Here is a 15,194-nt window from a genome sequence, read left to right as displayed (position 1 = left end):
TGATTGGGGCGCTTCAGGTCGTCGAACTATCGAGCATTCCGCGTTTGCTCATTGTCCAGATCGACGAGACGATGATCATCGACCAAAGAATGGATATCCAATCGAGAAACTCGGGGCCGCCGGCCAATCCGAGGTGCCCGAGCACCGCCCAGCCGCCACCGAAAATGACGATCAGGTAATATCCCAGCGTGATGGCTTCCGCCGAAACCGCCTTCAGCAGCTCGTCCATTTCCTGCCAGCTGCGAACATAACCCCAGATGCCCAGCCCCACGAACAGGGCGAACATCACGAAGGTAGGAATTGGTGCGAGCAAGTTGAGCGGCTGCGCCAGAACAAGCACCCCGATGGCGAGACCCAACCCGATCGCACTTACCGCCTGCCAGCGATACAGATCGGGTTGGTCCTCGATATCTTCAGGCTCAACTTCGAGCGCCTCGTGCAGCCGATCAGGCATTATAGTGGCCAGCGCCGCCAGCAATCCACTCAGAATGTATATGATCGCCAAAAGTGCAGCCACGATCACCGACCAATCGGTGAGCGGGTCGGGTATCAGTTCGAACAGGCTGGGCAGATCCCAGTCCATCGCGTTGGATGCCAGCGCTATTCCTACACCAGCCACAAAGCCGATGACCACCGCTGGCAACAGCGCTTTTGCGGCTCGCACCAAAAGGTTCGATTGGTCTCGTTTCGTTTCGATTGCCATCATTATTCCGGTTCCCAGTGATCGATAAACAGGTCGGGCACGCTCACGCCAAACAGCTTCGACATGCGCAGCGCCAGTGGCAGCGAAGGATCGTATTTGTCGGTTTCGACCGCATTGATCGTCTGCCGCGAAACGCCGAGCCGGCGGGCAAGTTCGCCCTGACTCCAGCCGCGCCCTTCGCGGTGATGTTTCAAGCGGTTTTCCAACGAATCGCCTCCACAAGCGCCGTGCCTGTAAAGAGGTCTTTACTGTAAAGAACTCTTGTCAGTCAAGAGGTCTTTACAAGGAACATCCCGTTGCGAGCCTAACCATAGCTCCATTCAAGCAGGTCTATGGCCCCAAGCGACGCCGCCAGATCTGGGTGCGTTTGAGCGATGGCTTTGGAAGCTTTCTTCATGTCGCCGCGCAGATACGGCTTCAACGCTGGCAGCGCCTCTTTCGCGTCATAGCCGTGCAAGGCTGAGAAAAGCGCGGTGGCGGTCACAAGGCTCTGCTCCGACAGATATCCGTTCGCCGAGGAGCGCCAGCCGAACATCTGACCATCGCTCCATTGTTCAAATGTGCGCGCCGAATTGGCGAGCAAGACCCCGAAACCGATATAGGCTGCCGCGCAGTCAGTCGCATGCTCGAGCAGATCCGGGCCGCCTGGCGGATCGCCTGCTTCGACCAAAAGGAAGTGACAGAGCTCATGCGCGAAGGTCGCTGCCAGAGCATCGGGATCGCGCAGCATCGCGGAGGAATAGCGGATCACCGCTTCACCATTCTCGACTGAAAAAGTGCCGCAAGTAGCACTGCCTTCGCGCACGACCTGCTGATACGGATCGACAGCATCAGCTTCGACCTTTTCTAGCCGGCACGGCCATTCTTCCATGCCTGCAAGTTCGCGCACTGCGCCGAACAATTCCGGTCCGGTGCGTGCTGACAGCAGTTTGGGATTGTCAGGCAAAACGAACTCAGGCCGGATTTCCGCATCGCTCAAGACGGTGCGCAGCCAGGCGAAGCACGCCAGCAGCCATTCGAATTCGTCTTGGTCTATCGGCGGCTTCGATCGAAACAGAGGCATAAGAGACAATGTTGTGTCAGGAGGATAGGAGGCGGCGAACGCACCGCGCCGACCTCAACCCTCCGGATGTGCGATCCCGTAATAGAATTTCTCATCGGGTGCTGCATTGCTGCAGAACCCCAACGATTCGACCATTGGCTCACCCACGACGACCGCACCGTCCTTGACCAGCAAGGATTGCGCGATGTGGGAGCATTGGTCCTGGGGATTGCGATCTTCGGATAGCGCATAGTCGCCTTGCGCCGCCAATGGCCCGGCAATCAGCACCACCGCGCCCGCCTCACCATAATCCTCAACCGTCGCCGACCCCGTATTGCCCCGGGCCAGCAAACGGCAGGGCGGCGGAAGGCTCAATTCGATCTGCTCGCCTTCGACAAGCACGCCGCAGGTCCGGCCCAACTCGACCAGCTCGATCTCCACTCCTGCGATGGCGACACTCTGGATCCCGGCTGCTTCTGCGGGCTCGCTCACCGCGCCATCATCACTTGGCTGCTCGTTCTGCGCCTGCCCGTCTGGAGCACAGGCGGCCAGAGGCAAGGATAGAAGAAGGCCTAGTCGAATTCCCAAAGCCATACCTGAGAGCCCCTTCCAAAATAGTCGGACTGCCCGCCCTTCAACTCGCCGGTCGTTCCATTGCCCTTCCACACGTCGATATGGTCGGTGCTGCCCCAGCCATTCATGATGAAGAGCATCCCGCTCTTATCCTTCAGCGTGTCCATATTGTCGGTCATACTGCCAGTGTAGATGCGGAACGATTTGGCATCCAACCCCTTGCCCTTGGTCACGCGGTAGAAGTGATTGGCGACTTCCTGCGCCGAGCGTGTGTGCCCCGGCTGGTGGCTGGCAAATTTGCGGCGATCATAAGTGACGCAGGTCTTCAGCCCGGTCAGCTGCGCGCCGATCGATCGCAAAGCGACACCGATGCGCATCGCGCATTGATTGCCGAACAGCGTCGCATCGCAGACAAAATCCCGCCCGGGATGGGCATCCCAAAGCAAGTCAAAACGTGACATGGTCCACACACCTCCATCACATTGGAAACAAACCAGTCGCGACCGGCTGTTATGGGGCGCAACGTATCAGATCGACTGCGCATCGCTAGGTCTGTTTTTTTAGCTCGATTTGACCGGACCACGCCAAACCATTTTCCTACTCGCCATGATTGTGTCTACTTGCCCGACCTCGAATTTCGCTTCCCCCGCTTGCGAGGTCCCCAATGAATGCCCCGATCAACTCCCCGAAACCAGAACGCTCCCCTCTTTTCGACGCGATTAGACGGATCCTCGGGCGCAGATTTACGCAGGCTGAAGTGAGAACGCTTGACGACACCATCGACAAGCTACTCGAAGGGTCAGCCCCGCCTGCACAGGACACCACGAGTGCATCCAGCGCCCCAATCGTCTCGGTCCCCAAGGTAACGCGTAGGACGCGCAATTCGCGGCGAATTGGCGATGCGGGAACAGCGCTGATCAAGGCCTTTGAAGGCTGCTCCCGCAAGCGCCGCGATGGCTTGATCGAAGCCTATCCTGACCCCGGAACCGGAGGCGAACCCTGGACCATTGGCTGGGGCGCGACTGGTAAGGGATTAGAGCCAGACTTAAGCATCGGACCCGGCACCGTCTGGACTCAGGCGCAATGCGACGAACGGCTTGCAGACGATCTGAAGCGCTACGCTGCCGATGTGGCCCGTGCGATTGGCGATACCCCGACGACGCAAGCGCAATTCGATGCGCTGGTCAGCTTTCACTACAACACCGGCGCGATTGCGCGCGCTACCCTGACTAAGAAGCACAATGCGCTCGACTACTCCGGCGCTGCGCGAGAATTCGCGCGCTGGAACAAGGCCGGTGGACGGGTGATGAAAGGCTTGGTCAGGCGGCGGGAGGCCGAGGCGGAATTGTACCAGCGCTAATAGTCGCGCGATATCTCCGCGAGAACGCTGTCTCTTCCGATGGTCGAAACAGTGCCGAGCAGCGCAAGCCAACTCGTGACGCGGTACTCCAACTGGGTGGCGCTATAGCCCTGCCCGTCCGTGACCAGTTCGACATAGACGCGGCGTCCCAGATACTTGCCCAGCGCCACTCCCGTGTTCTGCCCAATGGCCGGGTCAGCGGCGACGATACGCAGCTGATCGAGCCCGATTGATCGCCGCAGGCTGCCAATCGGGTCCAAACCGCTGCCCCCCTGCAGCGCTGCCAGCGCCGCCGCCAATTGCACCGCGTCGGTAGCCGAGAGTGTGGTCACCGAGCCACCGAACAGCAATTGCGCTAGGATCTCTTCATCCGGCAGATCGGGTTCGGAAGACAAAGCGACACGCGGTGCCTGAGATCGTCCCGTAATCGTCACAGTAACATCGGTGCCATTGCGCGCAGTTTCGGCGGCGATGTCCAGCCGCGGATCGATCGGCTCGTTCTCGTTGAAATTGATGCGCCCGCGCGTCAGTTCGAACCGGGCACCGGCGAAGGAATAATCGCCGCGCACCAATCTGGCTTCGCCGCCGATCCTTGGGTCGTCGACCGTCCCGCGCAAAGCGATATCGGCGGCCCATTCGCTGTCGAGACCCAGGCCGTCGACTTCGATCCTGCCGGGCGCGTTGGCGTTTACAAGGTAGCGCCAGGATGAGGAGTTGCCGCCTCGCGCAGTGGCGCCGCCCTCTGCTCGGTTTATCTCACGCGTCGCGATGCGCGGCAGGCTCATGTCCTCGGCTGCCGTGCCAAGCTGCCAGAACGCGCGATTGACCCGCACCTTGCCTGCGATGGTTCCGCCGCTGCCGCTGGAGACGATCCGCAGCGGCCCCGTGATCGTGGCATTGAGGCCCGCAGTGTCGAGGATGCGCGCGCGGTTGACAGCCGCACGCAGGTCAATCTGGGGACCGCGGGTCGCGCTCATGCCGGAAAGATCAATCGTCCCGCTGCCGCTAACCGAACCGCCGCCGCGCGGGGTACCGGCGAAGCGGGACAGGACCAGCCGTGATCCGGCAAATCGTCCACGTGCGGTGATGTCTGCAACGTCGGTACCCGTGATGGCACTCTGCAACCGCAATGCATCGCTGGCGAGCGAACCGGACAGGCGCGGATTGTTGAGCGATCCTGTGGCCTGAGCGGTCACGGCCAGCGGGCCGGTGAGGTCGAATGTCTCGATCGCTGCCAGCCGCCACAGCGCCTCCGCTGCACCATCATAGGCAAGCTTGGCATCAAGCCGCCCGCGCATGATCCGCCCGACAAGGTCGCTACCGCCGCCATGCCCGGTGATGCGTGCATCAAGCCGCCCGAGCCGCTGCCCATCTTCAGACAGGCGCGCGGCAGCGGTTAGGCGGTCGCTGTCAAGCTCAATCACGCTCAGCACATTGATCGGCTTGGACGACAGGATCAGGCCAGCTCGGCTAAACCCGTCGATCCGAAGCCGGGCATTGCCAGTTGGCGGTCCGGTTGCTCCTTGGCGGTAGGTTGCGACACCAGACAGCTTGCCACCAAGCCCCAAGTCGCCCGCTGCGAGGTCGGCCAGTCGCAGCGGCATCTCGGCCAACTTGGCCTCGATCGCAGTTTGCGGTCCGCCCACCGTCCCTTCGAGAATTGCGAAACCGTCGGCGAACCCAATCTGGCTCGGCGCTAGCCTGTAGCCACCATCATCGAGCGCAGTCAGCACGGCACGACGGGGCATGGTGATGCGGCGCCCTGCATATTCCCCGCGCGCCAACAGCGCGATCCGTTCCGGCGCGATGTCTCCGTCGAATTTGAGTGCGAAGCGGTCCGTACGGCGACCGGCGATCGATCCCAGCACGCTGCCCGCACCGTCTTCGATGGCTGCCTTGGCGGCGAAGTAAGCGATGCTCAGCCCGCCATACTCGAGACCGGTGCCATTGACGTCCGCAAATATCTCATTGGTTTCACCGCCAAACGTGCCGCGCGCGAAAATATCGCCATCGGCGATGCTCAGCGCTGTCGGTCCATCAAAGCGCGCGCGGGTTGCGGTTGCGGAAAGTTCAAAGCCTTGCGCCCCCGCAGCGTTAGGAGCCAGCGCAAGCGTTCCATCGAGTCCGCCTCCGGACAAAGCGAGACCGCCGGCAACCCCGCCATCGCGCAGGGTCAATGCGCCGCTCACAGCGGTGCGGAAAACACTGAGACGGTCGATATCTATCCGCGTCGGTGCATCGGCGGGGAGCACCAGTCCCAGCGCCCCTTCGAACGGACCGAGCAGCGATCCGCCCGTTACGTCGAGCGCAAACCCGTTGCCGCTTGGTGCAAGCGCAACCCGCACGTCGGTCAGTCCAGCGGCAGGCAGCGGGTCCGCGAACACCAAGGTCGCGCGCGGGCCATCTACATTGAATGCCGCATCGACTGTGAATGGGCCGTATTCAGCATGCCGACCGCCGCCAGCCAGCGTGGTCGTACCGCCGCGGATCTGGCTATCGAGCTGTGCGGTTAGCGTATCGCTCTCCAGTTCGACATCGCGCAGGACGATTGGCTGATTGCCGCCCATGCCGAACGCTCCGCGGAAGCGCAGTTGCTCGCCTGCGACCGTGGCGACGCTTTCGTTGCGCACGTCGGTCAACACGCCAGCGACATTGGCGCGTACGCTCCACGGGATGCGCGTGCCGAATTTGGCAATCAGCTTGGCATTGCCATTCGCCTTGCCGATGCCTTCGAGATCAAGTCCGCTCGCAGTTACCGGCCCAGCCACCGCATAGGCCCCGGTAATGGTGTCGCCGCGCAATGCCAGATTTGCCGCGAGACCGGGGAAAGTGACGCGCGCATCGTCGGATGTCAGCTTTCCATCGGCATAACGAAGCGTCCCCGTCAGTGCGCCGCCAATCAATTGCGCATCGACCAATTCAACCCCGCTCGTCACCCGCGCTGCGCCGACCTGCAATGGCATGGTGAAGACTCCATCCTGCAGTCGAGCAGTGCTGCTCTGTGCGAGACCTTCAATCGCAAGCGCCCCACCAATTGCGAGCTCGGACGCGGTCAGTCGGTGAGGAATTGTGAGGTCGCGGAACGCGCCATCAAGAGTGCCTTCAAGCCGCGCATTTGCCAGCGTGACGCCTCCACCAAGCAAGTCGGGATCGCGCATCAGCGCGGTCACAGAGAACCCGTCAAAGCTGTTCCCCGCGAGGTCCACCGCTCCCGAACCCCGCGCATCAAGCGCGTCGCTCACCGCTGCGATCCGGCCGTCGAACATGCTTTCTTCCAGCGTCCCGGTCAGAGCGAGCGACAGCGCATCGCCAAACGCTCGGTCCACCAATCCACCATCGTCGAGCGCAGGTGTGACCTGCCCGAGCAGCCCGTAGTTGCCTGCGCGGTTGGTCAGCTGGAATGCTGCAACGCGCTCACCGCCGCTTGCCTCGATTGTCGGCGGGTAACGGGTTACCAACGCGTGGCCGAGCCAATCGCTCCACGTGCCGTCGCCCACGATCTTTGCATCATAGCCGGCATCCAGCCCGGTCAGCCCCGCAATCACACCCCCGGCGGGCGCAACGTAGTCGACTTCCAGATCGAACCTGTCGCCGTCCGGCTCAGCGTCGAGCAATAGCGCAATGCGATCTTCGGCGCCAAGCTTGCCATCGGCCTCGATAAACGCTCTGCCCGATCGAATATCGACCTTTGCGGAAAGATCGACACGCTGCGCTTCTTCTGTCGCGATGCCCTCGGCAATCACGAGGTTCTCCACGGCCAGCTTGTCGACCCGAATATCGAAATCGGGCAGCAGCGGCGCATCTGGATCTCCCGGTAACAATTCGGGCAGGCGCGACAGCCTCCCGCGCCGCGCGCTGACTTCACGGATATCGAGTCCGCTCCACAGCCATGACAGGGGACGCCAATCCAGCGCGACTTCGGGGATGGTCAGGAACTCACCCTTGGGATCGAGCACCACGACATCGTGTAGCACCGCCGTGTTGTACACGTCGCCTTCAATCCGTCCGACCTCGAATCGCAAGCCCGATGCTGGCGCGACCTGCGCGATCTGATCGGCAATGAGACGCTTGCCAATCGGGGTGCTAAGAAATGCCGCAGCCAGCACAAATGGCAATGCGAGAATGACGATCACCCAGCCCAGCCGTTTGGCCCAGCGCCGTTTACGCTTGCGCTCTGGTTGCTCTTCAGGTGCGGAGACGGCTTCGACTTCCTCCGTCATCAGAATGCCTGACCAAGACTGACATAGACCGCGATAGGGCTGTCAAACTCATCGGGGTTGAGCGGAACGCCCACATCGACCCGGATCGGCCCGAAATTTGTCTTGTAACGCACCCCAACCCCGGCGCCGACGCGGATCACACCGAAGTCGGGAGTCGATCTTGTCGATACTGAACCTGCATCGACAAATGGCACGACTTCGAGCGCCCCGTCGAGAAAGCCGGTTTCGATCCGCGCTTCGAGTGAGAATTCGACCAGCGAACGTCCACCGATAGGTTCACCATTGGCGTCGCGCGGGCCGATGGCCTGGAATGCATATCCCCGCACCGAGCTGCCACCACCCGCATAGAGACGGCGTGAGGGCGCGATATCGAAGGTATCGGCACCGACGATGCTCGCCACATTGGCACGGGCAGCGACCACCGTGCTGCCGACCGACTGATAGTACCGCGCATCGACCCCGTTACGGACGTAGAAACTGGTCACATCATTGGATCGCGACACGTCGGGCGCCAAAGAGCCGGTCACCCGGAAGCCGCTGCTCGGGTCGAGAAGGTCATCGCTGGTATCGATCGTGGCGCGCCCGAACAGACCGGCGATGAGGTATTGCTCGCGCGGCGCTTGGGCTGTGACGAAGGTCGCGTTGCGCTCATCGCTCCACAGTACCTCGGCGCCGACCGCCCAGCTCAATTCCTTCTGGAACAGCAGATTGGACAGGCGCTCGAACGTTCCGCGCAGCGCGACCGTGCGGGCTTCAATCGCTTCAGTGTCGAGATCGCTGGCATAGGCATCGACCGTCAGAACCTGATCGCGCGCAAGGAAGTTGTTCTTGCGGAACGTGATGCTGCCGAGCTGCTCACGCGTGCCCAATATCCCGCGCAGCCTGAGCGCGCCTTCGGGCGGGAACAGGTTGCGATGCTCCCACGCCGCTTCGAGCCGCACCCCTTCCTCTGTGCCGAAGCCGATGGCTCCGGAAATCGTGCGAAGCGGTGCCTTTTCGAGCGAAACGTCGAGCGCGACCTGGCCTGGTTCATCGCCTTGCGGCGGGGTGATCTCTCGTGGTTCGATGGCGATGCTGGAGACAAGACCGGTTGCCTGCACAGCGCGGCGAAGGTCGGTTTCGAGGCTGCGGCGATAGGTTTCGCCTGGCTCAAATCGAGCGATCCGCGCAAGGTGTTTGCCGGATAGGAACTCGGGCTTGTCGCTGACGACCGCGCCGAAGACATATTTGCCGCCGGGATCGACCTCCATGGTCAAATCGCCTGCAACACGCGCGTGGTCGATCACCAATTGCGGATCGTCGAGCGATGCGAACGGATAGCCGCCTTCGCCGAGTGCCAAATCGAGATCGACACGGCGCTCGACAATTCTGTCGGCATAGAGTGGGTCACCAGGCTGGATGGCGAAGACACTCCGAAACTCTTCGCCGTCCGGGCTGGGCAGCTCGTCCAACAACCCAAGATCGATATCACCGAACACATAGCGCTGGCCCGGTATCACATCGAAACGTACGCGCGGATCCGTCGCGGCTTCGGCGCCGTCTCCATTGCGCCGGCCGCCCGACAATTGCCGCACTACCTCGGCGTCGTAATAGCCATAGGTGCGCAGGGTCTCGAGCAGCAGGTCCTCATCGGCGCGCGCACGCGCACCAAGCTGCGGCAATGTATCGCCGTCCGTTTCGAGCGCTTCAATGTTCGATAGCGCGGTGAAACGAGTGACAAATTCGCGCCGTTCCGGGAAAAGCGACTGATCCAGCGGAAATGCAAGCACCAGCTCGTTGCTGATCTCTTCTTCGGCAAGGTCAGGGAATTCGACGAGGTTTGGTGCGTCGATTGCCGTAAGTGCCGTGACCTCGGGGTCAGGTTCAAGCGGATCGGGCAGCGGGATCGTTTCTGGAAGCGCCAAAGCGTTTGAAAGCGGATCGATGGTTTCCCGGAGAGCTTCTTCCACATCGGCTTCGACTGTGTCGGTAGCGGTCTCCGCAGGAACGGATTGCTCAGGCTCGCCCGGAACATCGTCAACACCATCGGCTGCCCAGCTTTCCGGGTCTTCAACTGCACTGTCGGGGATCAGTTCATCAAGCGAGCGCGGAGGTTCCTGCGCTGCAAGCAACGCGCTGTGCGCGGCGTAACAAGCCGCGAATACGAAACCGAATTTACGCAAAAAAGTGGTTAGCTCGCTGAAAATTTGACGGGTTGCCCGTCCTTACCCCTGCTTCCACCAATTGTACCATCGAGTTTTTGTCGCGGAGCAGTCGCTGCGGCGATCAAACGGCTCTGTTCATCGCAATCCATCCGCTGCCAGCCCTCTCGAGTCAGCCTTTCGAGCGGGCGATAGCGCACCTTGTACTGCATGCGCGGGCTGCCTTCGACCCAATAGCCGAGATAGACATAGGGCAGACTGTCGGCAGCAGCGCGCTGAATGTGATCAAGGATGATGTAGTTGCCCAGACCGGCGCGCCCTTCATGTGTTGGGTCGTAAAACGAATAGATCATCGACAGGCCATCGCCCTGGCGATCGGTCAGGCAGGCCCCTACCAACTTGCCCGGTGAACCATCCGCAGTCGGCTCGCGATACTCAACCAATGTGCTGGTGACAGGCGTGTGTTCGACCATGTCAGCATAGTCGAGTTCATCCATCGCCGACATTCCGCCATCGGGATGACGCACGCCGAGATACTTGGTCAGCAGCTCGAACTGCTCATCGGTCGCCCAAGGGCGGCATTCGGTTACGACCAGATCGGAATTGCGTTTGATATCGCGCTTCTGCGTGTTGGACGCTTTGAATTCACGCGCCACGACGCGGACCGAAACACAGGCCTGACAATCGAGGCAGCTCGGGCGATAGGCGACGGTTTGGCTCCGGCGAAAGCCGATACGCCCCAATGCCTCGTTCAACTGATCCGCGTGCGCACCCTTAAGCTCGGTGAACACCTTACGCTCACTGCGGCCCGGCAAATAGGGGCACGGCGCAGGGCTGGTCACAAAGAAACGGGGGAAGCGGATCGGTGCCGTCACGGGTCTGGCTGAGTCCTCTCGCGGGGGAATCGGGGTGTTTTTGTTAAGGCATTCTTATGCCTGCTCGGGTTGCGCGGTAAAAGACCCTTAACCACAAAACAGGGTGAATAATGGCTTAGTTTGCACAAACTGGCGCAGCGATTGGAGCCGATTTGGACCCTTTTTGCAGAAAAACCCGATATTTAGTCAATCGAGCCTTCGCCGCACCAATCTCGATTCGGATAGAGTTAGTTGAGTTCAACCATCTGCACCGCGTAACCATTCTCTCGCAGCGCCTCGACGAGACGCTCGACCTGCTCGGCATCGCGCGCCTCACATTCGATGTCGGTGATCAGGCCCTTCGCCGGCAGCGTCGTGAAAATCCGTTGGTGGTATATCTCGATGATATTGACGTTGTGCGCGTCGAACAGGCGCATGACCTTGAACAGCGCACCGGGGCGATCCTGCAGCGTTACGCGGAGGCGAGCCAGGCGACCCTGACGGGCGAGATCGCGTAGTAAAACGTTGGCGAGCAGCCGAGTGTCAATGTTGCCGCCGCACAGCACCAAGCCGATGGTCTTGCCTTTGAATCGCTCAGGGTTGCTGAGCACGGCCGCCAGTCCCGCCGCACCAGCGCCTTCGACAACGGTCTTCTCGATCTGAAGCAGAAGAGCGACCGCCTTTTCCAGCGCAGGCTCATCGACCAGCAAGATGTCATCGACCTTTTCAGCGATTACCTTGCTGGTGAAGGTGCCCGGCTTTTTGACAGCAATCCCTTCGGCCAGAGTGTCGCCGCCGCAATCACGCTCTTCACCCTTGATCTTCGCGAACATGCTCGGAAACAGGCCAGCCTGCACACCGACCACTTCGATGTCCGGGTTGGTCGCCCTCGCAACAGTTGCCATGCCGGAAATGAGTCCGCCGCCACCGATCGGGGTGACCAGGCAATCAAGGTCGGGCTTAACATCTAACATTTCGAGCGCGGTTGTGCCCTGCCCAGCTGCAACATGCGGATCGTCGAACGGGTGGATGAAAGTCAGCCCGCGTTCGGCTTCGAGTTCGCGCGCATGAGCGTGGGCTTCGTCGAATGTCTCACCGTGAAGCACAACATTCCCGCCTACGCTCTCGGTCTGCATGACCTTAACCGTGGGCGTTGTCTTCGGCATAACGATGGTCACCGGCACACCAAGCCGGGTGCCGTGATAGGAAAGCCCCTGACTGTGATTGCCCGCCGAAGCCGCGATGACACCGCGCTGTTTCTGCTCTTCGGTCAGATGCAACAGCGCATTGAGCGCCCCGCGCTCTTTATAGGCTGCGGTGAATTGTAGGTTTTCGAACTTGAGCCAAACCTCTGCACCAGTGATCTCGGATAGCGTAATCGAGTGCATCATCGGTGTCTTGACCACCGCGCCGTCGATGCGCGCAGCGGCTGCGCGCACATCATCGATGGTTAGGTCGGCCACGGTCGCGGTCGATTCGCTGGCCATTACGGCTGAGGCTGGTTTGGTGCTCATAGGGGCGCCGGATTAGGCGCTCCGCGACGCCAGGGCAACGGCTCGAAGCAATTGCCAAGAGATTGTACACGCGTTGGCAAGGCGGGCTTTAATGACTAGGGCGGCAAGCATGAGCGAAAGCAAGCGAGTAGCCTTTATCGGCCTGGGCGTGATGGGCGGTCCGATGACCGGCCACCTCGCCCGTGCCGGCCATATGGTAACGGCCTATAACCGGTCTCCCGAACGCGCCGAACGCTGGCACGAACGGTGGTCGGGCGAAGGATTGGAGGTTGCTTTTGCAGCAACCCCGGCAGCGGCGGCCAGAGACGCTGAGATTGTCTTCACCTGCGTCGGGAACGACGAAGACCTGGAAGCGGTGACGCTTGGCGACGACGGCGTGCTGACGACCATGCGTAAGGGATCGCTGTTGGTCGATCACACAACGGTCTCCGCCGATATGGCGCGCCAGCTCGCGGCCAAGTGCGGCGCGCTGGGGATTGCGGCAGTCGATGCCCCTGTGTCCGGCGGACAAGCTGGCGCGGAGAACGGGCAGCTTGCGATCATGTGCGGCGGAACTGCCGAGGCCATGGCGCGCGCTGAACCGGTGATGCAATGCTACGCCAAATCCATCGTCCATGTCGGACCGACCGGCGCAGGCCAGACTGCCAAGATGGCAAACCAGATGTGTATTGCAGGCGTGCTTGGCGGCCTGTCCGAAGCAATCCGGCTGGCCGAAGCGGCTGGGCTCGATCTCGACAAGACCTATGAAGCGATATCCGGAGGCGCGGCGCAGAGCTGGCAGATGGACAATCGCTGGGCGACCATGACCGCAGGCGAGTTCGATTTCGGCTTCGCCATCGACTGGATGCGCAAGGATTTGGGCTACGCGCTCGATGAAGCCAAACGGCTCGGCCTGTCATCACCGATCAGTGCACTGGTCGACCAATTCTATGCCGATGTGCAGGCGCAAGGTGGCGGGCGCCGCGACACGAGCGCGCTCATCACGCGCTTGCCTCAGATCAAGAAATGACAAGGAAACCCATGATCCGGACGTTCACTTCCGCACTGGCGGCGCTTGCCGCTCTGACGGCCCTTCCCGCCTCCGCCGACACGCTCGTCGACAATGTCGATGGCGTCACTATCGGTGAAGACGGCGCAGTTCAGCGTTTCACCGGCATCGTGTTCGACGATGAAGGTCGCATCACGCAGGTTCTCGAACGCGGCGACGCACGCCCGACCGATATCGATTTTGCGATGGACGGCGAAGGCAAGGTCATGCTTCCCGGCCTGATCGACGCGCACGTACACGTCTTGCAGATCGGTTTCGGCGCGCTGACGCTTGACCTGTCCGACACGTCATCGCTCGAGGACGCGCTCGCCAAGGTGAAGCAATTTGCGGAAGAGAATCCTGGCCGACCTTGGATTCTGGGCCGTGGCTGGAATCAGGAAAAATGGGGACTGGGCCGGTTCCCAACCGCTGCCGAGTTGGACTCGGTCGTTTCGGACCGCCCCGTCTGGCTGAACCGGGTCGATGGCCACGCTGGATGGGCAAACTCCGCTGCGATCACCCTCGCGGGCGTCGATGCCGACACACCCGATCCCGAAGGGGGCCGTATTATCCGTTCTGCCGATGGTGAAGCGACCGGCGTGTTTGTCGATGCCGCCGAGAATTACATCAATGCGGTGGTTCCGGCACCGCGTCCCAAGGATCGTGACGCCGCCCTGGCAATGTCGCAGCGCATCCTGCTTGAAAACGGCATCACCGCTGTTGCCGATATGGGCACCTCTATCGAAAACTGGCAGACCTTCCGCCGCGCCGGTGATCTGGGCCAGCTAAAGGTCCGCATCATGTCCTACGCGACCAGTCCGGAGGCGATGGAACTGATCGGCGGCTCCGGACCGACGCCGTGGCTGTATGACGACAAGCTACGGCTCAATGGGATCAAACTGTATCTCGACGGCGCGTTGGGTTCACGCGGGGCGACGCTCAAGCAACCCTATGAGGATGAACCCAGCACGAGCGGTCTTCCGCTGCTCAGGCCCGCGCAATTGCGCAACCTGATGAGCCGCGCCGCGCTCGAGAATTTCCAGACGGCGATTCACGCGATCGGTGACGCGGCCAACTCCGATGTGCTCATGGCAATTGAGGAATTGTCGGACACCTATACAGGCGATCGGCGTTGGCGGATCGAACACGCGCAGATCGTCGACCCCACTGAGCTGGAGCGGTTCGGCAAGCATGGCGTCATCGCCTCGATGCAGCCTCTGCACCAGACCTCTGACCGGACGATGGCGGAGGCGCGGCTAGGGCCGGATAGGCTTGGTGGGGCCTATGCGTGGCGCAGTGTGCTCGAAGCCGGCGGCATGCTGGCATTTGGTTCTGACGCTCCGGTCGAGCCCGCCGATGTGTTTGCCGGGATTGCGGTCGCGATCAGCCGGACAGACGAGAACGGTCAGCCATTCGGGGGCTGGCGCGCACAAGAGACCGTGAGCCGCGAGCAGGCACTCAAGGCATTCACTGCCGATGCCGCCTTCGCAGGCTTTGCTGATGGTCGATTCGGACGTCTGGTTCCGGGCGAGCGAGCGGACTTCCTTCTCGTGGACCGCGATCCAATGCTCGCGTCACCGAGCGATATTCGCGAAACGCGCATCCACGAAGTGTGGGTGGGAGGCGAGCGGGTTCTCGCCAACTGAGCGTCCCGCAGGCGAAGTGAAACCCGTTACTCGGCGGTTAAGGCTGGCTACGTAGTGTTGCTCGGTCGCTATCCGTGACAGAAATTTTCATAATTCAGTCATGGAATTACGTCA

The 15,194-nt window shown here is 61.3% G+C and carries 12 protein-coding genes; 3 read left to right on the top strand and 9 right to left on the bottom strand.

Annotated features, from left to right (window positions below; all coding sequences use genetic code 11):
• Window positions 1–13: 13 nt before the first annotated feature.
• From Q0837_RS01965 to Q0837_RS01945, 5 genes are all read right to left on the bottom strand, one after another.
• The gene (locus tag Q0837_RS01965) at window positions 14–706 is read right to left on the bottom strand and encodes a hypothetical protein (protein WP_298464572.1); all 693 of its coding nucleotides are present in this window, start codon (window positions 704–706) and stop codon (window positions 14–16) included.
• The gene (locus Q0837_RS01960; RefSeq protein WP_298464569.1) at window positions 706–909 is read right to left on the bottom strand and encodes a helix-turn-helix transcriptional regulator; all 204 of its coding nucleotides are present in this window, start codon (window positions 907–909) and stop codon (window positions 706–708) included. The genes Q0837_RS01965 and Q0837_RS01960 overlap by 1 nt, the downstream gene beginning before the upstream one ends.
• A gap of 98 nt (window positions 910–1,007) precedes the next feature.
• On the bottom strand, window positions 1,008–1,766 hold the full coding sequence (locus Q0837_RS01955; protein ID WP_298464568.1) for a hypothetical protein: 759 nt from the start codon (window positions 1,764–1,766) through the stop codon (window positions 1,008–1,010).
• 54 nt (window positions 1,767–1,820) lie between these two features.
• Window positions 1,821–2,339 (bottom strand): hypothetical protein, encoded by a 519-nt coding sequence (locus Q0837_RS01950; RefSeq protein ID WP_298464566.1) that lies wholly within the window; start codon window positions 2,337–2,339, stop codon window positions 1,821–1,823.
• Window positions 2,318–2,779 (bottom strand): T6SS effector amidase Tae4 family protein, encoded by a 462-nt coding sequence (locus tag Q0837_RS01945; protein ID WP_298464565.1) that lies wholly within the window; start codon window positions 2,777–2,779, stop codon window positions 2,318–2,320. Before Q0837_RS01945 ends, Q0837_RS01950 begins: the two co-directional genes overlap by 22 nt.
• A 296-nt stretch (window positions 2,780–3,075) precedes the next feature.
• On the opposite strand from Q0837_RS01945, the gene Q0837_RS01940 reads away from it, so the two are divergent.
• The gene (locus Q0837_RS01940; protein ID WP_298464564.1) at window positions 3,076–3,678 is read left to right on the top strand and encodes a lysozyme; all 603 of its coding nucleotides are present in this window, start codon (window positions 3,076–3,078) and stop codon (window positions 3,676–3,678) included.
• Here the strand turns inward: Q0837_RS01940 and Q0837_RS01935 are convergent.
• The 4 genes from Q0837_RS01935 to Q0837_RS01920 all read right to left on the bottom strand — a co-directional run bounded on the left by Q0837_RS01935 (window position 3,675) and on the right by Q0837_RS01920 (window position 12,380).
• Complete coding sequence (locus Q0837_RS01935) at window positions 3,675–7,898, bottom strand: translocation/assembly module TamB domain-containing protein (protein WP_298464562.1); 4,224 nt, start codon at window positions 7,896–7,898, stop codon at window positions 3,675–3,677. The genes Q0837_RS01940 and Q0837_RS01935 overlap by 4 nt on opposite strands.
• A complete protein-coding gene (locus Q0837_RS01930; RefSeq protein ID WP_298464560.1) occupies window positions 7,898–10,060 on the bottom strand; it encodes an autotransporter assembly complex family protein in 2,163 nt (720 codons plus the stop codon). The genes Q0837_RS01935 and Q0837_RS01930 overlap by 1 nt, the downstream gene beginning before the upstream one ends.
• Before the next feature lie 8 nt (window positions 10,061–10,068).
• Complete coding sequence (locus tag Q0837_RS01925; protein WP_298464558.1) at window positions 10,069–10,914, bottom strand: arginyltransferase; 846 nt, start codon at window positions 10,912–10,914, stop codon at window positions 10,069–10,071.
• A 227-nt stretch (window positions 10,915–11,141) separates the two neighbouring features.
• Window positions 11,142–12,380 (bottom strand): threonine ammonia-lyase, encoded by a 1,239-nt coding sequence (locus Q0837_RS01920; protein ID WP_298469721.1) that lies wholly within the window; start codon window positions 12,378–12,380, stop codon window positions 11,142–11,144.
• Between the two features lie 136 nt (window positions 12,381–12,516).
• On the opposite strand from Q0837_RS01920, the gene Q0837_RS01915 reads away from it, so the two are divergent.
• Window positions 12,517–13,416: an NAD(P)-dependent oxidoreductase gene (locus Q0837_RS01915; RefSeq protein WP_298464555.1), complete on the top strand. Its 900-nt coding sequence runs from the start codon at window positions 12,517–12,519 to the stop codon at window positions 13,414–13,416.
• Window positions 13,417–13,427: 11 nt separating this feature from the next.
• A complete protein-coding gene (locus tag Q0837_RS01910) occupies window positions 13,428–15,080 on the top strand; it encodes an amidohydrolase (RefSeq protein WP_298464553.1) in 1,653 nt (550 codons plus the stop codon).
• Window positions 15,081–15,194 lie beyond the last annotated feature (114 nt).

The sequence above is a fragment of the uncultured Erythrobacter sp. genome (genome assembly GCF_947499705.1).
Classification (GTDB): domain Bacteria; phylum Pseudomonadota; class Alphaproteobacteria; order Sphingomonadales; family Sphingomonadaceae; genus Erythrobacter.
The sequence above is the reverse complement of the archived record's forward strand: the minus strand, read 5'-3'. Positions and strand labels throughout refer to the sequence as shown.